The organism is Nonomuraea sp. NPDC059194 (assembly GCF_042754765.1).
Classification (GTDB): domain Bacteria; phylum Actinomycetota; class Actinomycetes; order Streptosporangiales; family Streptosporangiaceae; genus Nonomuraea.
In genome coordinates this window covers 62,094-80,504 of sequence record NZ_JBHZBH010000014.1, presented here as the reverse complement: position 1 = coordinate 80,504, position 18,411 = coordinate 62,094, and the positions used below count along the sequence as shown (strand labels likewise).

Below are 18,411 nucleotides of genomic sequence, written 5' to 3'. Positions count from 1 at the left end.
TGATGGAGCCCAGTGGGTTGAACAGCCGGTGGAACAGCAGCGGGGCCGCCGACACCTCGCCCAGGCTGGCGGCATCGGCCTCCAACAGGGCGTACCCCACCACGATGATCAGGACCAGCCCGATGAACTCGGCGCGGTTCTCTCTGCCGACGAACCGGCCGAAGAACCGGAACACCTCGATGCCGAGATCGCGTACCCGCCACGACTCTCTGGTGACCTGCTCGCGGAAGGCGTCCTCAAGGCGATACGCCCGGACCGTGTCGATCCCGTTCAGGCCACTGATCAACGCCTGTGCTCGGTCGGCCTGGGCCGCCCGCTGCTCCTGGTAGAGCGGGGCGGACCGAGGGAGATACCAGCGCAGGGCCAGCGCGTACGCGGGCAGCGCGCCGGCGCCCGCAAGGCCGAGTCTCCAGTCCAGTCCGAACATGCCGACCGTGGCGATGACGACCAGCACTCCCGCCGACAACACCGTGGGGATGGCCGTGCGGATGCCCTTGGACAGCACGGCCACATCGTCGCCGACCCTGGACAGCACGTCTCCCCTGCCGACCTGCTCGATCCGCGCGCTCGGCATCGCCAGCACCGCCCGGACGGCGCCCTCCCGCAGCCGCGCGAGCAGATCCGCGCCCAGCCGTCCGATCAGGTACGTCGACGCCGCGGTGGCCGCCGAGCCGGCGAGCGCGGCGGCGACCATCAGGGCGCCGATCGTCACCAGGATCGATGGCGGTTCGCCTTCGATCACCCCGTCGACCACCCGGCCGAGCAGGAGCACCGGCAGCACCTGAAGCGCGGCACCGGCCACCGTGGTGAGCACGGTGGCGGCCGTCAGCCATGACGCTTCACGGCAGTGCGCCACGACCCAACGGGTGGCTTCGCGTCCGGTCGCCGTACGCAGGGTGGCCGGGTCGACGCGGGTGTCGGTGGTGCTCACACCCGGACCAGCACCGGGAGCGCCATCAGGAAGGCACCACCATCGGGGTGCCGGCGACCGGGTCGGGCACCACGACGCAGCTGAGGCCGAAGACTTTCTCGACCAGCTCCGCGGTGATCACCGAGGTTGGGGCGCCCTCTGCGACGATGGCGCCCTCTGCCATCGCGATGACGTGGTCGCAGAAGCGGCACGCGAGGTTGAGGTCGTGCAGCACGACCACGATGGTCTTGCCGGACTCCGCGTTCAGCTTCCGCAGCAGCCGCAGCAGCTCCACCTGGTGATTGATGTCCAGGTAGGTGGTGGGCTCGTCCAGGAGCAGCAGATCGGTGTCCTGGGCGAGCGCCATCGCCACCCAGACGCGCTGCCGCTGGCCGCCGGAAAGCTGCCGGAGCGGGCGGTTGACCAGGTCGGCGGTGCCGGTGGCGTCGAGGGCGCGGGTGACCGCGTCGTCGTCGCCTTCCGTCCAGCGGCGGAACCACCCTTGGTGCGGGTAGCGGCCGCGGGAGACCAGGTCGGCGACGGTGATGCCGTCGGGCGCGAGGGGGGTCTGCGGCAGCAGCCCGAGTGTCTTGGCCACTTCGTGGGTGCTCAGCTCGGTCAGTGCCTTGCCGTCGAGGTACACGGCGCCGCGGCGGGGCTTGAGCAGCCGGGCCAGGCCGCGCAGCAGCGTGGACTTGCCGCACGCGTTGGCGCCCACGATCGCCGTGATCCTGCCGTCAGGCACCAGGACGTCGAGGTTGGTCACGACCGCCTGGTCGTCGTATCCGAGGGTCACACCCTCGGCGCGTAGTCGGGTCATCCACCCGCTCCTTGCCGGTTGGTGGTGGCCAGCAGCCACAGCAGGTAGGGCGCGCCGACCGCACCGGTCACCACGCCGGTGGGCAGCGGCGTCGGCAGCAGGTGGACGGCGATGAGGTCGGCGGTGAGCAGCAGCGCGGCGCCGACCAGCGCGGCTGGGACGATCCCGCCTGTGGCGGGGCCGAGCAGCCGGTTGGCGATCGGTCCGGCGACGAGTGCGACGAAGACCATGGGGCCGGCCACGGCGACGGCCAAGGCCGTCAGCACCACCGCCGTGGCGAGGAGGCCGGCGCGACTGAGCTCGGTACGACTCCCCAGCGCCCGAGCGGTGTCGTCGCCGAGTTCGAGCGCCCGCAGCTGCCGCTGCAGGAGGACCGCGGTGGGCAGGAGGAGCAGCACGGCGCCGAGGAGGAGCCGCAGTTCGCCGGCGTCGGCCTGCCCGACGGAGCCGGTCAGCCAATGCATCGCCTGCCGGGCGTCGGACAGCTGGGCTCGGCTCAGCATGTAGCCGATCAGGCCGTCGAAGAAGAGCCCGGCGCCGATGCCGATGAGGATGAACCGGTAGCCGGCCACGCCGTCGCGCCAGGCGAGCACGTACATCAGCAGGGCGGCGACGACGGCCCCTGCGAGAGCGAGGGCGCTCACGGCCAGCCCGCTGACCTGAAACAGCACGATCCCGGTGATGGCGGCGAGCCCGGCGCCTGAGTTGATGCCGACGAAATCGGGAGACGCGAGAGGGTTGCGCAGCAGCTGCTGGAAGATCGTCCCGGCGGCGCCGAGGGCGAGACCGACGGCCAGCGCGGACGCCGCGGTGGGCAGCCGCAACCCCCGGACAACGAAATCCACGCTGGGGTCGTCGCGCAGGTGGAGCACCGAGGCGATGACCTCGCCCGCGCTGAGCTGAAAGCTGCCCACCATCATGGTGAGCACGAACAGTGCGCTGGCGGCCATGGCCAGCGAGCACGTCACCACAAGCGAACGGGTGGTCCGGCGACGCCGGGTGGTGCGGAAGGCGCCGGCGGTCGTGGTCGTTTTCACGGTCACGCCTCCGACAACCGGCGGTAGCGGACGATGCCGACGAACGCCGGCGCCCCGAGCACGCCGAGGACCACACCGACCTGCAGTTCGTCGGGGGCGGCCACCACCCGGCCGAGCACGTCGGCCAGCAGCAGCATGATGGGGGCCAGCAGCATGGAGTACGGCAGGATCCACCGGTAGTCCGGGCCGCAGATGAACCGCGCGACGTGCGGTACGACCAGCCCGACGAAGACGATCGGTCCGCAGGCGGCCGTGGCGGCGCCGGCGAGCACCGCGACCACGCCGAACGCTGCCGCCCGGGTCCGGGTGACCTGCTGGCCGAGGCCGCGGGCCATGTCCTCGCCGAGCGCGAGCCCGTTGAGCGCCCGCCCGAAACCCAGCGAGGCGACCAGCCCGAGGATGAGGAACGGCGCGACCCCGGTAAGAATCGGGGCGTACCGCCCGGCCAGCGACCCCACCTGCCAGAACCGCAGCTCGTTGAGCGCGTCCACATTGGTCATCACGATCCCGGTGGTCACCGAGGCCAGCCCCGCGGTGACGGCCGCGCCGGCCAGGGCCAGCTTGACCGGGGTGGCGCCCTCCCTGCCGAGCGACGCGATCGCGTACACCAGCACGAGGGCCCCGATCGCCCCGGCGAAGGCGAACCAGACGTAGACATCCGCGCCGCGCACGCCGAGCACCGTGATGGCGAAGACCACGAAGACAGCCGCGCCCGAGTTGATGCCCATGATCCCCGTATCGGCCAGCGGGTTGCGGGTGACGCCCTGCAGGATGGCGCCGGCGACGCCGAGGGCGGCGCCCACCAGGATGCCGAGCAGCGTGCGGGGCACGCGCAGCTCCAGCGTGACCGTGCTGTTGATCGACCCGTCGGTGTCCAGACTGCCCAAGGCGCGCAGCACCTCCGCCAGGCCGATCGAGCGCGAGCCCAGGGTGACGCTGAGAAAGGCGACCAGGGCCAGTAGTACGCACAGCACGGCGAGCCCCGGCCCGAGGGCCGCGGCTCTACGTGCGAGATGTGTCGAACTGCTCATCAGTGGTGATCAGTTGCCGACGTTCGGGTCCGCGGCCTTGACCGCCGCCGTCAGCTTGTCCAGCTCGGTGGCGAAGTGGCCGTAGGTGTGCAGCCAGTACGCCGGCCACGACACAACCGCCCCCGCCTTGGCCGCCTTGATCTTGAACCAGGTGGGCTGCTTCTTACCCCACTCGGCATTGGCGGTGGGCTTGAAGCTACGGCCGTCCCACAGGATCAGGTCGGGCTGGTACTTGTCGACGTTCTCCCAGCTCAGGTTCTCCCAGTACGGGAAGCCGGGGTCCGGGCTGTCCGGGTTGATCACCTTCAGCCCCCAGCGCTGGAAGTCCAGCAGTTCGGGCGCGTACTCGGGGTTGGCCACGTACACCTTGTCGTCCGCGGGCGACATCGCGGCCACCGTGAGGCCCGGCTTGGCCGCTACCGCCGCCTTGAACGTGGCGACCGCGTCGTCGAAGCGCTTCTTGTTCGCGGCGATCTGCGGGGCGTCGACATCGGCACCCAGGCTCTTGGCGAGGTCCTCATACCCCTTGGCCAGATCGACGATCGACTTGCCCTGGGAGACACCCACCACCGGGGCCAGCTCGGCGAGCTTCTTGCTCTTCTCGTCGACGCCTTCCTCCAGGCCGCTGTACGCCTTCTCCGCCGGCCACCAGTCGCCGACGATCAGGTCTGGCCGCAGGGCCGCGGCCTTCTCCACGTCGATCTTGCCCCACTCCTGGCCCAGGATCTCGATGCCGGTCAGGTCGAGATCTTTCAGGTTCGCGTCGGTCTTGACCGACTCGTCGGCGTAGATGCCGACCGGCTTGATGCCGAAGGACATCAACGCGGCCGCCTCGCCCGCGTGCGCGATGATCCGCTTTGGCGACCTTGCCGCTTTGGCGACCTTGCCGGACCCGTCGGTGAACGACCAGGGGCCGGACGGTGCGGTGGAGGGTGCGGCGGAGGCTGCAGTGGTAGTGCCGGGATTGTCTCCGGAGCCGCAACCGGCGAGCACAACGCTCAGGGCGGTGAGTACCAGGACCGGACGCCATGCGCGCATGGTGAAGCTTCCGTTCTCGCTTAGGGGAGGTCAACAGTTAGGCAAGGCTAACCATAGTTTTGGCATTTGGCTAGGCGAGTGTGATCGGGCGGCTCGGCGTCACGGCGCGGATCTCCGCCGGGATCGCGTCTGGGTGGCGGGTCCCCACGTCCAGGAAGTGGCCGAAGAAGACGTCGGCGCTCGCGCCGATCAGCTGCTCGGGCAGGCCGGGCGGTTGCGGCCGAGGCTCCTCGCATGACGTCTCACATGTCCAGCGTGGGCAGGACGTCGAGGGAGGGCAGGTGGGTGACAGAGCCGGGACGGTCGAGCCCGGCGCGGACAGCGACCAGGGCGCGCCGGTCGTGTCCGGCCAGGGCGAAGCGGTGGTGCCCCGCTTGGAGTGGGCGGTTCTGTCGGGGTTGGGTGAGGCACTGGAGCGGGCAGGCCGGCCGCCGTCACATCGCCCGTGCACTCTCGCAACGGGCGACGTGACGGCGGGGACCGGAGTCCTGCTGGAGCACGCGTGATGGACGGGCGGCCACCGGTGACCGCGGGGGCCTTTCGCCCGCTTGCCGTACCGGATCGGACGTGAGCCGCCGGATCGGATGTGAGCCGCCGGATCGGGTCAGCGCGGAGCGGGTCAGCGCGGGTCGGGGTCGGCGGCTGCGCGGACGGCGAAGATCTCCTGGGCCTTGGCCGTGACGGGCCCGGGCGCCGACGGCAGCACGGTCCCGTCCACCAGCCGGATCGGCTGGATGTCGCGGGTCGTCGAGGTCAGGAACGCCTCCTCCGCCTCATACAGCGCCGACAGCGGCACGTCGGCCTCCTCGCCGCCGCACCACTCCAGCGTCAGCGCGCGGGTGACGCCCGCCAGGCACCCCGACGCCAGCGTCGGCGTGATCAGCCGCCCGCCCTGCACGAGGAAGATGTTCGATCCCGTGCCCTCACACAGGTTGCCCGCCAGGTTGCCGAAGATGGCCTCGCCGCCGCCGCGGGCCTTGGCGTAGGCCAGCGCCTTGGCGTTGTCGCCGTACGACGTCGACTTCACCCCCGACAGCGCGCCGCGCTCGTTGCGCGGCCACGGGACCACGGTCACGTCGGCGGTCAGCGGGAAGGCGGCCTGCTCGCCGACGATGACGATCGCGGTGGTGCCCTGGTTGCCCCGGTCGGAGCCGAGCGGGCCAGGACCGCTGGTGTAGGTGATGCGGATGCGGCCGAGCGGCCAGGCGGGCGCCGCGGCCAGGCAGCGGCGCACGCCGTCGGCGATGGCGTCGACGTCGGGCTCGGGCAGGTCCATCCGCTGGGCCGACAGCTTGAGCCGGTCGAGGTGCCTGGTGAGCGCGAACGACTCGCCGTTGACGCACTTGACGGTCTCGAACACGCCGTCGCCCACCATCAGCCCGTGGTCGAACACCGAGACGGTGGCCTGTGCCGGATCCAGCAGTTCCCCGTTGACCCAGACGGGAACGTTCATCGATTTCCTCCTGAGGATGCCAAATGGATGAGCCGCGACGCCTTCAGCTCGGTTTCGCGCCATTCCCCGCGGGGGTCGCTCCCCCACGTGATGCCCGCCCCCGTGCCGAAGCGGATCTCCCCTTCGGTGATCCAGAACGTGCGGATGCCGACGGCCAGCGCGGCCGTGCGCCGGTCGGCGTCGACCCAGCCCACGGCCCCACAGTAGGGCCCTCGGGGCTCGGGTTCGAGCTCATTGATGATGCGCAGGGCCGAAGATTTGGGCGCCCCGGTGACGGAGCCGGGCGGGAAGGTCGCGCCGAACAGCTCGGCCCACCCCGTGCCCTCGGCCAACCTGGCCCTGACCGTCGACACCAGATGGACCAGGCCGGGGTGCTCCTCGACCGCGCACAGCGACGGCACGCTGACCGAGCCGACCTCGGCGACCCTGCCGAGGTCGTTGCGGACCAGGTCGACGATCATGACGTTCTCGGCGTAGTCCTTGTCCAGCAGGTCGGCGGCGGTGGCGCCGGTGCCCTTGATGGGCTTGGACTCCACGGTGGCGCCGTCGCGCGAGAGATACAGCTCGGGCGAGGCCGACACCACGCTCAGCCCGGGAACGCTGACCACGGCGGCGTAGGGGGCGGGGTTGCCCTTCTGGAGCCTGGCCGCCAGCGCGAGCGGGTCGGCCTCGGGGCCGAGCGGCGCGGACAGGACGCGGCAGAGGTTGGCCTGGTAGACCTCGCCCTGCTCGATGTAGTCGCGGATGCGCTGCACGCCGCGTTCGTAGGCGTCCTGGTCGAGGGAACTGCGCCAGTCTCCCCGCGCGGGCCCGTGCCACGCTCCGGCGGCGGGCAGCGGCGCCTGCCGTACGTCGTCGAAGCCGGCGCAGGTGACCTTGCCCTCGTAGTCGACCACGACGGCCCACCAGCCGGAGCTGTCGAGGGCGGCCAGGTCGGTGGTGAGGTCTCTGAGCCTGGTCGCCAGGAGGCCACCGACATGGGCGAAACTGTCGTGCACGCCCCTATTGTCCCAGTATTCCGACGAAGGCCAGCGCGGACGGCAGCGGCACCTCCGGCAGCGCCGCGTAGACCTTCCTGCGCGACCCCTCCTCGGAGATCGGCCGCACCACCAGCTCGTCTGGTACGGCCCGCGCCGCCAGCTCCGGCACCAGCGTCACACCGAGCCCGGCCGCGACATAGCCGAACTTGCCCGTCCACTCGGCCACCCGCAGCCCGCCACGCGGCGTGAACCCCGCCCTGGCACAGGCGGCGGTCAGGATCGTCGGCTGCCCGCGGGGCGCGGCCTCGATCCAGGTCTCCTCCGCCAGGTCGCGCAGGTCGATCACCTCGCGGTCGGCCAGCCGGTGTCCCGAGGGCAGCGCCACCAGCAGCCGCTCCTCCAGCAGCAGCACCGTCTCGGCCGCCGCGGGCAGGCCCGCCGGATAGTCGCTGACCACGGCCACGTCGAGGGCGCCGCCGTCGAGCTGGTCGAGCAGTTGCCCCGACAGGCCCTCGGTCAGGCGCACCTCGACGTTCGGGTGGTGCTCGCCGAACGCCTTGAGCGCCTGCGGGACCAGCCAGACGTTCGCGGTGGCGAAGGCGCCGACGCGCAGCGTGCCGCCGCTGCCGCGGTGGATCGCGGCCAGCTCCTCCTGCGCCCGGTCCAGGCGGTCGAGGACGGCCACGGCGTGCCTGCGCAGCGCGACGCCCGCCGGGGTGAGCCGGACGCCCCTGGCCAGCCGCACGAACAGCGGACCTCCCGCCGCGCGCTCCATCGCGGCGACGCGGCGCGACACGGCGGACTGGGTGTAGCCGAGCAGCTCGGCGGCACCGGTGAAGGAGCCCTCGCGGGCGACCTCGGTGAACAGCCTCAAGTCATTCGTCTCAAGCATGGCTGGCATGCAGCATAGTCGGTGGTGGAATGGCTCGCATCGCGCTTGAATCAGCACGTGATTGCATTTCTCGGACAGGGACGCATGGGCGTCCCCATGGCCCGGCGCCTCATGGAGGCCGGGCACCAGGTGACGGTGTGGAAGCGCGGGCTCGGCCCGGTACGCGCGGCGGTGGAGGGCGCCGACCTGGTCATCACCATGTTGCGCGACGGCCAGGCCGTCGAGGAGGTGCTGACCCAGGCGCTGGACGGGCTGCGGCCAGGGGCGACGGTGGTGGAGATGTCCACGATCGGGCCCGAGGCGGTGCGGCGGCTGCGGGCGCTGCTGCCCTCGTCCGTGGCGCTCGTGGACGCGCCCGTGCTGGGCAGCGTCGGCCCCGCCGCCGACGGCACGCTGACGGTCCTGGCCGGCGGCGACGTGTCGGCGTGCAGGCAGGTGCTGTCGGTCTTCGGGAACGTCCTCGAACTCGGTCCGCTCGGGGCCGGGGCGGCGCTGAAGGTGGCCGTGATGGGGGCGCTGGTGCCCGCGCAGGTGCTGCTGGCCGAGACCTTCGCGTACGGCGAGGCGCACGGGGTGCCGCGTGAGGCGCTGGCGCAGGTGCTGGGCGGGATGCCGCTGGGCGTGCTGGCGTCCCGGATCGCGGACCCGGCAGAGGAGACCAGGTACGCGCTGGGACTGGCTGCCAAGGACGTGCGGCTGGGAGCGTGGGAAGGGGCGACGATGGCGCGGGCGGCGCAGGCTCGGCTGGAGGCGGCGGAGAAGGTGGGCTACGGCGAGCGGGACGTGACGTCCATCGCCGCCTTCGTCACCGAGGAGCCCCTGAACGGGGCCACGGGGTCGCGCGCGGTGCCGGTGAATTCGGACAGCGTGCCGGCCACCAACGGGTTCTACTCGCATGCCGTCCGCGTGGGCGACATGCTCTACGTCTCCGGACAGGCCGCCTTCGACGAGCGCGGCGAGGTGATCGGCGAGGGCGACATGACGGCGCAGGCCGAGGCCGTCTTCCAGAACATCGGCAAGATCCTCGCCGACCAGGGGGCCGGGTTCGAGGACATCGCCTTCATCAGGACCTACCTGACGGACATGGACGAGCGCTCCGCCTATGGGGAGGTGCGCAGGAAGTACATCACCGGCACACCGCCCGCGAGCACGACCGTGGAGGTGTCGAAGCTGTTCATGCCGGGGCTGATGCTGGAGATCGACCTGATCGTCGCGCTGCGGTGACGGTGGCGGGTGTGGCGGGCCGCGTCTGGGCGGCCGGCCACGCGCTCCCGAGGAGCGTCACCCTGGACGGGCGCCCGCCCCGTGCCGGGGGTGGGCTCTCGTCGGCTTGCCGTACGGGATGGGGGGTGTGGGCACCCCCGCCGAGGCCGCGGCTTGCTCGGGGACCCTCGGGAGCGGGCTCCTGAGGGTCCCCGAGACGTCCGAGTTACGCCAGCGGGCCGGTGACGGATTCCGCGGCGGAGACGACGGTGCCGTCGGCGACCAGGCGGACGACGGCTTCGATCTCGGGTGCCAGGAACCTGTCGGGCCCTGGACCCGGCACGTTCTCGCGCAGCGCCCTGACCACCGCGGCGGTCGCCGGGGCGGGCTGGAGCGGCGCGCGCAGGTCGATGCCGCGGGCGGCGGTGAGCACCTCCACGGCCAGCACCCGCGTCAGCCCGTCGACCGAGCGGCGCAGCTTGCGCGCGGCCGACCAGCCCATGGAGACGTGGTCCTCCTGCATGGCCGAGCTCGGGATCGAGTCGACGCTGGCGGGGGCCGCCAGGCGCTTCATCTCCGAGACGACGGCCGCCTGGGTGTACTGGGCGATCATGTGGCCGGAGTCGACGCCCGGATCGTCGGCGAGGAAGGCGGGCAGTCCGTGGTTGCGGGCCACGTCCAGGAAGCGGTCGGTCCTGCGCTCGGACATCGAGGCGACGTCGGCGGCGACGATGGCCAGGAAGTCGAGGACGTAGGCGACGGGGGCGCCGTGGAAGTTGCCGTTGGACTCCACCCGGCCGTCGGCCAGGACGGCCGGGTTGTCGACGGCGGAGGCCAGCTCCCACGTGGCGACGTTCGTGGCGTGGGCGACGGTGTCGCGGGCGGCCCCTGCGACCTGCGGGGCGCAACGCAGCGAATAGGCGTCCTGGACGCGGGTGCAGGCGTTCGGGTCGCGGTGGCTCTCCATGATGCCGGAGTCCGTCAGGACGCGGACCATGTTCGCCGCGGCCAGCGCCTGACCCGGCTGCGGGCGCAGGGCCTGGAGCTCGGGGGCGAAGACGCGGTCGGTGCCGAGCAGCGCCTCCACGCTCATGGCGGCGCTGATGTCGGCGGCCTTGAGCAGCCTGGTCAGGTCGTCGATGGCGAGGATGAGCATGCCGAGCATGCCGTCGGTGCCGTTGATGAGGGCCAGGCCCTCCTTGGCGGCCAGTTCGACGGGCTCGATGCCCGCCTGCTTGAGCGCCTCGGCGCTCGGCCCGACATTCCCGGATTTGTCTCGTACGACGCCCTCGCCCATCAAGGTCAGGGCGACATGGGCGAGCGGCGCGAGGTCTCCCGAACAGCCCAGGCTGCCGTATTCATGGACGACCGGGGTGATGTGGGCGTTCAGCAGGGCCGCCATGGTCTTGGCGGTCGTCGGCCGGATGCCGGTGTGTCCGGTGGCGAGCGTGTGCAGGCGCAGCAGCATCAGCGCGCGCACCACCTCGGTCTCGACCTCGGGCCCGCTGCCCGCCGCGTGCGAGCGGACCAGCGAGCGCTGCAGCTGGGCGCGCAGCGCGGGGTCGATGTGCCGGGTGGCCAGCGCCCCGAACCCGGTCGAGACGCCGTAGGCGGGGACGGGACTCTCGGCGAGCTCGTCCACCCGCTGGCGGGCGGCGGAGATCGCGGCGATGGCGTCGTCCGTGAGCTGGACGGGGGCGCCGTGGCGGGCCACTCGGATGACGTCGTCGAAGGTCAGCGGCTCAGGCCCGACGTTCACGACTTCGTTGTCGCGCATGTTGCACTCTCTCACTCAGGTAACCGGCGTATGCGATGTTAGCTCCTTACAGGACAAGACACCCGCTATGCCTGTACTGCCCCATGCGGGCAGGTATCACCACACAGTAGGTGGGCGGGGTGGGCCTGGTCGGCGAGGAGCGCGGCGACCAGGCATCGGACGGACGGGGTGGGCCCGATCGGCGATCGAGCACGCCGTACGAGCACCGGGCGGGCGAGCTTGGCCTGGTCGGCGAGCACGCCGACGGACGCCGGCTCGCGCGGTCATGTACCGGCGGCCCATGGGGCCGGTCTAGGCGCCGGCCACCGCGCACAGCAGGCGGTTGTTGCCGCGCTGCCACAGCGTGCCGATCTCGGCGAAGCCCGCGCCGCGCAGGGCCTCGACATGCGTCGAGAGCAGGTTGGACTCCGAGCCGCTGTGCGCGGATCCGGCCGTGGTGCGGGCGGTGTTCAGCTCGGACAGGTCGGGGTCGGCCGCCACGGCCTCCCACCACTGTCCCCAGCCCTCGGGCCGGTCGCCGGCGAAGTACCGCTCGGTCTCCTTGTCGTGTACGGCGCGCTCCAGCCTGGCGATGGACGGCGTGGCGTCGTCGGAGTCGAGGTGGTCACCGTTCAGCAGCAGTCCGCCCGGCCGCAGGACCGAGGCGAGCTCGGCGTACATGACGGCCAGTTCAGGTCCGGAGATCCAGTGCAGCGCGGTGGTGCTCACCGCGGCGTCCACCTGCCTGTCGAGGCCCAGCTGACCGGTCCAGCCGGGAGTGCGCAGGTCGAGGGAGACGAAGTCCAGGTGCGGGTAGGCGACGCGACCCAGGCCGAGCAGCAGCGGGTCGGCGTCGACGGAGATCACCGTGGCCTTCGGCAGGCGCTCGAGCAACCGGGCCGACAGCGAGCCGGGACCGCACCCCAGGTCGATGACGAGCGGGTCGGGACGCCCGATCGCCTCCACGGCGTCGATCAGCGCGGTGAAACGCTCCTCGCGGTCGGGCAGGTAGCCCTCCTGCTGGCGGTCCCAGCGCGCGATCCATTCCCTTGCGACATCGTTGGTGAGCACGAAGATCTCCCTGTGACCGTCGTTTACAATTTCGACAGTCACAACTTAGAGCGCAAAGGTGTAACTGGTCAAGTGGAATTCAACAGTCACAACGATGGGGTGGTCCGGGTTGCCGTGGGCCTGGTCAACTGCCTGACGGGCGGCGAACGGCGGGGGCGACCGTACGAGCTGCCCTCCGAGCTGGCCCCCGCGGCCACCGAAGGCCTGCGCGCCGGCTACCCACGCCACCGGGAGGCGAGCGAGACGGAGGCGAGCGAGCTGGCCGCCGTCGCCGAGCGGCTGCGCGGGGTGTTCGCATCCGTCGCCGCCGACGACATCGACTCCGCCGCCCAGCAGATCAACCGGCTACTCGACGAGACCAACGCGCGCCCGCACCTGAACCGCCACGACGGCGAGCCGTGGCACCTGCACTTCCACGGCCCCGGCGGCACGATGGCCGGCGACTGGGCGGCCAGCTGCGCGACGTCGCTGGCGATCGTGCTGGGCAGCGAGTTCCACGACCGGCTCGGGGTGTGTACGGCGCCGCACTGCGACCGCGTCTACGTGGACGTCTCCCGCAACGGCACCCGCCGCTTCTGCTCCACGGCCTGCCAGAACAGGGTGAAGACCGCCGCCTTCCGCGCCCGCGCCAAGACGTGACCCTCGCCTGCCCCTCAGAAACCAAGGGCGAAGGGCATGGTCCCTCACGGCGGCGCGCTTCGCGCGTTTCGGGTTCGGGGCTGTTCCTCCCAGGGGCTTCCCAGCCCCTTCGACCCCGGCCTGGGCCACTTGGAGAACAAAGCGGAAGATCACGATCGCAGACCGGCCCGAATCTTGGCCGGACAGCAACGAAGCTCCTGGCAGGAATGCGTCGCCCGATGGCAGAAACGTGAGTTCCCGCCCTTGCGCATGGCCCCGACCAACGTCGGGCGGAGATCGAAACCTCGAGGGGCCGCGGCTGGTCGCGGTGCCGAGCCGTACCGGCAGGGGTCGGCTGTGCCCTCGCACCCGGTATGGCGTCTCGGTTTGGGGACTCGGCAAGGATTCGGTACAGTTCTCTTCGTCGTCGCGAACGAGCGACAACGCGGAAGTGGCTCAGTGGTAGAGCATCACCTTGCCAAGGTGAGGGTCGCGGGTTCGAATCCCGTCTTCCGCTCGGAACCCGAGGACGATTAGCTCAGCGGGAGAGCGCTTCCCTGACACGGAAGAGGTCACTGGTTCAATCCCAGTATCGTCCACCACGCTCCGTAGCAGACTTGGTCCGATCTGGCCAAAGAGGAGACAACGCCCCAGCTCACGGCATACGCCCGGAGTCTGGGGCTTCTTGTCGTTCTCGGTTGATCGTGGCGGCCGTCAGCACGCGTGCCGAGGTTGTACTGTCCTCCTTCCTTCAATTGCTTGACGACAGTGGCTCGCCGGACGGAACACGTTTCGAGCAGCCAGTACGCGCCGACTTCCGCACCCATGACCTGCGCCACCGCTTCCTCCAACCGACTCGCCAACGGCGTGGCCAGGACAGGCGTGGCCATGATGGTGGGCCTCGGCGACTCCCGAGCCACGGCCAACTACACCCACCGTGTCAAAGACAAGTGGGCCGAGCGCTTATCGGAGGGCGCTGCGATGAACGCTCTGTGCACCTTTGAGCCGTCGGCCGCTCCACTATGGCAGGCGATGGCGTCGACCGCTCCCACCTTCCTCAGGCAATCGGTGCGCCACTACGTCAGGTGATCGGCGGGTACACGTGGTCGCCCCGGTGCTCGGGCGGGAGGACGCAGCGCCGGTTTGTGGCGGTGCTGGGGCACCGTTCGGCGTCCTCGCGCATCGGGAGTTCGCCTACGGGTTCGTCGCTCATCATCGCCCTCTGCTGAGAAGAGGGTCAAAAAGTATCCACTGCCGCCAGGCAGGTCCAGATGTTACTAACGGTAACGATCGACCGGCGGACCTGCGGGAAGTCCTGTGACGTCGCACCCGACGCATCCACCCGCCCTCCAGTGTCAGTTACGACTCCCTCACCAGCCCCGTGGGCGCTGTTCGCGGTGGTCATCTCGACGATGGGTGCCGGCGAGCCGTGCGGTTCTTTCTCCTGGGCCTGGACGACCAGGCTGGCGGCTGGTTCAGCAGGCCCACACTGGGTGCGACATCACGCGGTGGGGGAACCATGTGGTGCGGTCGAACACGTGGGTGCAGCCGATCACACGGGTACGACACCACGCGGTGGGGCCGACCATGCGGACATCACGTCCGACCGCGCTCGAACGAACGGGCCAGGGTCTTCACCGACTGCGCATTCAGCTCGAACCCTGGCGGCTCCAGTGGTTCGGGGCTTCGCCTGGGCGGGCGGGGAGGTCAGAACAGCCAGCGGGTCTGGCCGTACTCGCTTTCCCTGGCGAACCCGAAGGCCCGTTCAGGCGCGACCGCGAACACCAAGGCCCTGCCGCCCTCCCCGGCGAAAGCCCCGTCCACCACGTCGAAATGCCACGCGGGACCGTACTTCGCCTCATACGCCTCGGCCAGGCGACGCAGCCTGGCCTCGTCGTGCACGAGCACCGCCTGTCCCTCGACCACCACGTCCAGCCCCTTGGTCAAGGAGTTGGCGCCGCCCGCGGTCATCACGCAGCGGGGGTTGCTCTGCAGGTTCTTGGCCTTGCGCTCGTCCGGCCCGGTGCAGAAATGCAGCGCGCCGTCGTGCCAGATCCCGATCAGCGGGGTGACGTGCGGGCTGCCGTCCGGCCGTACCGTCGACAGCCAGTAGATCTCCGCGGCTTCGAGGAGGTCGCGCGCTTCCCGCCAGGTCGTCGGGGTGGCCTTGTCGCTGCTGAACTGGGCGTCGAGTTCGGTCACGGGCTCTTTGTCTGCCATATCTCCGGCTTATCACCTCTCCACGGAACGGCGCACGTGGCCGCGCGTCTCCCTCTCTGGTTCGGCGTTAGAAACCACCGGTTCGCCGCTTGGAGCCTCGGACCACGTCGTCTATCCGCTCCCTTCAGACGCCGCCAGTACCGCCCGTCTTGTCGCGAAACCGTGCCCGGCCTCCCTTCTCACGAGTGGGTCAGCGGAGGAAGGCGGCGGCCACGCCAGTGTCAACTGGAACGTGCAGGCCGGTGGTGAGTGACAGGTCCCCGCCGGTCAGGGCGAACACCGCCGCCGCGATGTGCTCAGGAAGGACTTCCCGCTTCAGCAACGTCCGCTGCGCGTACCCGAGCAGGTGTCGCTGATCGGCTACGACGACATCGACTTCGCCGCCGCGTCCGCGGTGTCGCTCAGCTCGATCAGGCAGCCGACCTACCCGCTCGGCAGGGTCGCCACCGAACTGCCGCTGGACGAGTGCGACAACCCCGGCACGCACGCCCACCAGCAGATCATGTTCCAGCCCGAGCTGGTCGTCAGAGAATCCAGCCGGTGACGTTCTAGACTGCCCTGCATGCCCAATGCTGTCCGCCATGTCCTCGGAGTGGTCGCAGGTCTGCTCCTGACCCCTTTGCTCGCCGTCGGCCTGGCCTACGGAGTGGGTCAGATCGTGTTCGTGTTCAAGGTGACGTTCATCATGCCGTGGCAGGGACCAGTGGCTCTGGCGGCGTGCGCGGTCGTGCTCGGAGTCATGGCGGGCTCCCGCCTGTCCCCCGTCGCCTCGCTGCTGCCTGGCCTGACCTTCACGCTCGCGGGCGGGACGATGCTCATCCCCGAGTGGTATCCGGCCCGTCTCCTGGAGCTGCTGCCGGGCACGCTCAGGTTCGGCATCGACGGCCTCGGAACGACCGGCCTGCTGTTCGTGCTCGGGGTGCTGCTGCTGACCGCCTCCGCCTTCCCCTCGCGGTGGCGCGCGACCAGGCCGAAGCTCCCCTCGCCGCCCCAGCAGCCGCCGTCCTACCCGTCGGCCTTCACCCCCTTCCAGCCGTCCGGCCAGGGCGGCGACGACCAGACCAGGCCCATGCCGCGCTGACCGTGCCCACGGCGTTTCCACCTCCCCCACCGCCTGAGAAAGGCCAACGATGCGTGAAGTCCTGATCGTGCAGAACGCCGCCACCGGAGGCCCCAGGAGGGTGGGCGACTGGCTGGCCGAGGACGGTCTCGAGCTGGAGGTCGTGCGGGCCTTCGATGGGGCCGAGGTGCCGGCGAGCCTGGGCGATCGAGCGCTGCTCGTGCTGGGCGGCGGCTACCTGCCCTCCGACGACTTCAGGGCGCCATGGCTGCCCGCCGTCAGGGAGCTGGTACGGCAGGCGATCGACGGCGGCCGGCCGTACCTGGGGATCTGCCTGGGCGGGCAGATGCTCGCCGAGGTCGCGGGCGGGCTGGTGAAGGCCGACGCGGGCGAGCCGGAGAACGGCAGCGTCCCGATCACCCTGCGCCCCGAGGCCGACGACGACCCGCTCTTCCACGGGCTGCCCCAGGTCGTCACCGCGATCGAGCACCACAAGGACGCGGTCGTCGAGCTGCCGGAGGGGGCCGCCTGGCTGGCGCAGACCGAGGCCTGCCCCTACCAGGCCTTCAGGGTCGGCCCGGTGGCCTGGGGCCTGCAGTTCCACCCCGAGGCGCCGCCTGAGCGGATCACGGAGTGGGACGACAGGGGCTTCGACCTGGCGGCGTTGTACGAGCAGGCGATGCTCGACGAGCCCGCCGCCGTCGCCGTCTGGCGGGAGATGATCCGACGCTTCGGCGCCGTGGCCCGAATGTCGTAGACGAGATCGCGGGCCTCGGTTAGCTTGCGAAAATGCGATCATTCCGATCACGCACCCTTATCGCCATCAGCGCGGCCGCGGCACTGTTCCTCGCCACTCCCGCGTCCGCCACCGACAAGGGCCCGGGCGCTCCGGGCATCGGAGACTCCTACTTTCCCAACCACGGCAACGGCGGCTACGACGCCAGGCACTACAGCCTGAAGCTGTCCTACCAGCCCGGCGCCGACCTGCTGCGCGGCAAGGCCACCATCGTGGCCAAGGCCACCCAGCACCTGAGCCGGTTCAACCTCGACTTCCTGCTCAAGGTCGACAGCGTCAAGGTCAACGGCAGGCCCGCCACGTTCGCCAAAACGGGCCTGCACGAGCTGGAGATCACGCCGGCGCACAAGCTGCGCGACGGCGTGCCGTTCGTCGTGGAGGTGACCTACGCCGACACCCCGTCCAAGGTGCCGGTGCCCGACGAGACGGGCGGCTTCACCCCGTGGATCGCCACGGCCGACGGCGCGCTCGCGCTGGGTCAGCCGCAGGTGGCGTGGTGGTGGTTCCCGAGCAACGACCACCCGCTCGACAAGGCGACCTACGACATCTCGATCACCGTGCCGGAGGGCACCCAGGCCATCAGCAACGGCATCAAGGCCAAGGAGCGCACCGCCGACGGCCGGACGACCACCACGTGGGTGATGGACAAGCCGATGGCCACCTACCTGGCCACGCTGTTCATCGGCCAGCTCGACGTGCGCACCGGCCGCTCGTCGTCCGGGCTGCCCGTCACCACCGCCTACAGCAAGAACCTCGGCCAGTACGACGCGGCGGCCAAGGAGTCGGTGGAGCAGACGCCGCAGATCGTCGACTGGCTGTCCAGCCAGGTCGGCCGCTACCCGTTCCGCTCGATGGGCGGCTCGGTGACCAGCGCGCTGCCCGGGTTCGCGCTGGAGACGCAGACGCAGCCGGTCTACGACCCGCGCTTCTTCGCCGGCGGCCCCGACACCTACGTGGTCGTGCACGAGAACGCCCACCAGTGGTTCGGCGACAGCATCGCCGTCAAGGACTGGAAGCACATCTGGCTCAACGAGGGCTTCGCCACCTACGCCGAGTGGATGTGGTCGGAGAAGCTGGGTGAGGGCACGGCCGCCGAGGTCGCCGACTTCTTCTATAACGACTTCCCGGCTGACGACCCGTTCTGGCAGGTCAAGCCGGGTGATCCGGGGATGGCCGACCTCTTCCACAACGCCACCTACTACCGCGGCGGCATGACGCTGCAGGCGCTGCGCACCGAGGTCGGGGACGCGGCCTTCTTCTCCATCGTCAAGGCGTGGGCGCGTAAGAAGGCGCACGGCAACGCCGAGACGGCCGAGTTCATCGCGCTGGCCGAGCGCATCTCGGGCAAGCAGCTCGACGCGCTGTTCAACACGTGGCTGTTCACGCCGGGCAAGCCCGCCACCTCGCCGACCGGCGCGGCGGCGGCGGCCAAGACGGCGAGCGCTCCCGCGTCGATCGCCAAGATCAAGAAGGTGCACGAGCTGCTGAGGCAGCACAAGTCCTGACCCGATGGAGCCGGTACGGCA

The 18,411-nt window shown here is 70.6% G+C and carries 17 protein-coding genes, 2 tRNA genes and 2 pseudogenes; 9 read left to right on the top strand and 12 right to left on the bottom strand.

Annotation, left to right across the window (positions count from 1 at the left end; translation table 11 throughout):
* Positions 1-70: 70 nt before the first annotated feature.
* From ACFXJ8_RS19030 to ACFXJ8_RS19005, 6 genes and pseudogenes are all read right to left on the bottom strand, one after another.
* Positions 71-772: pseudogene (locus tag ACFXJ8_RS19030) on the bottom strand (ABC transporter transmembrane domain-containing protein); the annotation flags it as partial.
* Positions 773-956: 184 nt separating this feature from the next.
* Positions 957-1,730, bottom strand: coding sequence for an ABC transporter ATP-binding protein (locus tag ACFXJ8_RS19025; protein ID WP_379645216.1), 774 nt, complete (start codon positions 1,728-1,730; stop codon positions 957-959).
* Positions 1,727-2,773, bottom strand: coding sequence for a FecCD family ABC transporter permease (locus ACFXJ8_RS19020; RefSeq protein WP_379645215.1), 1,047 nt, complete (start codon positions 2,771-2,773; stop codon positions 1,727-1,729). The genes ACFXJ8_RS19025 and ACFXJ8_RS19020 overlap by 4 nt, the downstream gene beginning before the upstream one ends.
* Entirely contained in the window at positions 2,770-3,741 is a 972-nt protein-coding gene (locus tag ACFXJ8_RS19015; protein WP_379645214.1) for a FecCD family ABC transporter permease, read from the bottom strand. Before ACFXJ8_RS19015 ends, ACFXJ8_RS19020 begins: the two co-directional genes overlap by 4 nt.
* A gap of 66 nt (positions 3,742-3,807) precedes the next feature.
* Positions 3,808-4,836 (bottom strand): ABC transporter substrate-binding protein, encoded by a 1,029-nt coding sequence (locus ACFXJ8_RS19010; RefSeq protein WP_379645213.1) that lies wholly within the window; start codon positions 4,834-4,836, stop codon positions 3,808-3,810.
* A 103-nt stretch (positions 4,837-4,939) separates the two neighbouring features.
* A pseudogene (locus ACFXJ8_RS19005) lies at positions 4,940-5,207 on the bottom strand (alpha/beta hydrolase); the annotation flags it as partial.
* Here ACFXJ8_RS19005 and ACFXJ8_RS19000 point away from each other — a divergent pair.
* Positions 5,118-5,342, top strand: a complete 225-nt coding sequence (locus ACFXJ8_RS19000; protein WP_379645212.1) for a hypothetical protein — start codon at positions 5,118-5,120, stop codon at positions 5,340-5,342. The pseudogene ACFXJ8_RS19005 and the gene ACFXJ8_RS19000 sit on opposite strands and share 90 nt — an antisense overlap.
* Positions 5,343-5,455: 113 nt before the next feature.
* Here the strand turns inward: ACFXJ8_RS19000 and ACFXJ8_RS18995 are convergent, their stop codons facing one another.
* From ACFXJ8_RS18995 to ACFXJ8_RS18985, 3 genes are read right to left on the bottom strand one after another with little or no spacing between them, the layout of a single operon-like run.
* Entirely contained in the window at positions 5,456-6,289 is an 834-nt protein-coding gene (locus tag ACFXJ8_RS18995; protein WP_379645211.1) for an aminotransferase class IV, read from the bottom strand.
* Complete coding sequence (locus tag ACFXJ8_RS18990; RefSeq protein WP_379645210.1) at positions 6,286-7,287, bottom strand: chorismate-binding protein; 1,002 nt, start codon at positions 7,285-7,287, stop codon at positions 6,286-6,288. The genes ACFXJ8_RS18995 and ACFXJ8_RS18990 overlap by 4 nt, the downstream gene beginning before the upstream one ends.
* A gap of 4 nt (positions 7,288-7,291) precedes the next feature.
* Positions 7,292-8,161 carry a LysR family transcriptional regulator gene (locus ACFXJ8_RS18985; protein ID WP_379645209.1) on the bottom strand — a complete coding sequence of 290 codons (870 nt, stop codon included), beginning with the start codon at positions 8,159-8,161 and terminating at the stop codon, positions 7,292-7,294.
* A gap of 57 nt (positions 8,162-8,218) precedes the next feature.
* Between ACFXJ8_RS18985 and ACFXJ8_RS18980 the strand changes: the two genes are divergently transcribed.
* Positions 8,219-9,385 carry a Rid family hydrolase gene (locus ACFXJ8_RS18980; RefSeq protein ID WP_379645208.1) on the top strand — a complete coding sequence of 389 codons (1,167 nt, stop codon included), beginning with the start codon at positions 8,219-8,221 and terminating at the stop codon, positions 9,383-9,385.
* A gap of 205 nt (positions 9,386-9,590) precedes the next feature.
* Here ACFXJ8_RS18980 and hutH read toward each other — a convergent pair whose 3' ends face one another.
* A complete protein-coding gene (gene hutH / locus ACFXJ8_RS18975; protein WP_379645207.1) occupies positions 9,591-11,141 on the bottom strand; it encodes a histidine ammonia-lyase in 1,551 nt (516 codons plus the stop codon).
* A gap of 291 nt (positions 11,142-11,432) precedes the next feature.
* Entirely contained in the window at positions 11,433-12,191 is a 759-nt protein-coding gene (locus ACFXJ8_RS18970) for a class I SAM-dependent methyltransferase (RefSeq protein WP_379645206.1), read from the bottom strand.
* A gap of 72 nt (positions 12,192-12,263) precedes the next feature.
* On the opposite strand from ACFXJ8_RS18970, the gene ACFXJ8_RS18965 reads away from it, so the two are divergent.
* The 3 genes from ACFXJ8_RS18965 to ACFXJ8_RS18955 all read left to right on the top strand — a co-directional run bounded on the left by ACFXJ8_RS18965 (position 12,264) and on the right by ACFXJ8_RS18955 (position 13,411).
* A complete protein-coding gene (locus ACFXJ8_RS18965) occupies positions 12,264-12,830 on the top strand; it encodes a CGNR zinc finger domain-containing protein (RefSeq protein WP_379645205.1) in 567 nt (188 codons plus the stop codon).
* A gap of 424 nt (positions 12,831-13,254) precedes the next feature.
* Positions 13,255-13,326 (top strand) — tRNA-Gly (locus ACFXJ8_RS18960).
* 10 nt (positions 13,327-13,336) lie between these two features.
* Positions 13,337-13,411 (top strand) — tRNA-Val (locus tag ACFXJ8_RS18955).
* 1,105 nt (positions 13,412-14,516) lie between these two features.
* Here ACFXJ8_RS18955 and ACFXJ8_RS18950 read toward each other — a convergent pair.
* Entirely contained in the window at positions 14,517-15,029 is a 513-nt protein-coding gene (locus tag ACFXJ8_RS18950; protein ID WP_379645204.1) for a pyridoxamine 5'-phosphate oxidase family protein, read from the bottom strand.
* A gap of 292 nt (positions 15,030-15,321) precedes the next feature.
* Here ACFXJ8_RS18950 and ACFXJ8_RS18945 point away from each other — a divergent pair, with 292 nt between their 5' ends.
* Genes ACFXJ8_RS18945 through ACFXJ8_RS18930 form a run of 4 tightly spaced genes read left to right on the top strand, consistent with a single transcriptional unit; the run spans position 15,322 to position 18,390 of the window.
* On the top strand, positions 15,322-15,573 hold the full coding sequence (locus tag ACFXJ8_RS18945) for a substrate-binding domain-containing protein (protein ID WP_379645203.1): 252 nt from the start codon (positions 15,322-15,324) through the stop codon (positions 15,571-15,573).
* An 18-nt stretch (positions 15,574-15,591) separates the two neighbouring features.
* Positions 15,592-16,110, top strand: a complete 519-nt coding sequence (locus tag ACFXJ8_RS18940) for a hypothetical protein (RefSeq protein WP_379645202.1) — start codon at positions 15,592-15,594, stop codon at positions 16,108-16,110.
* A gap of 49 nt (positions 16,111-16,159) precedes the next feature.
* Positions 16,160-16,846, top strand: coding sequence for a type 1 glutamine amidotransferase (locus ACFXJ8_RS18935; protein ID WP_379645201.1), 687 nt, complete (start codon positions 16,160-16,162; stop codon positions 16,844-16,846).
* A 32-nt stretch (positions 16,847-16,878) separates the two neighbouring features.
* Positions 16,879-18,390, top strand: coding sequence for a M1 family metallopeptidase (locus tag ACFXJ8_RS18930; RefSeq protein WP_379645200.1), 1,512 nt, complete (start codon positions 16,879-16,881; stop codon positions 18,388-18,390).
* Positions 18,391-18,411: the final 21 nt, after the last annotated feature.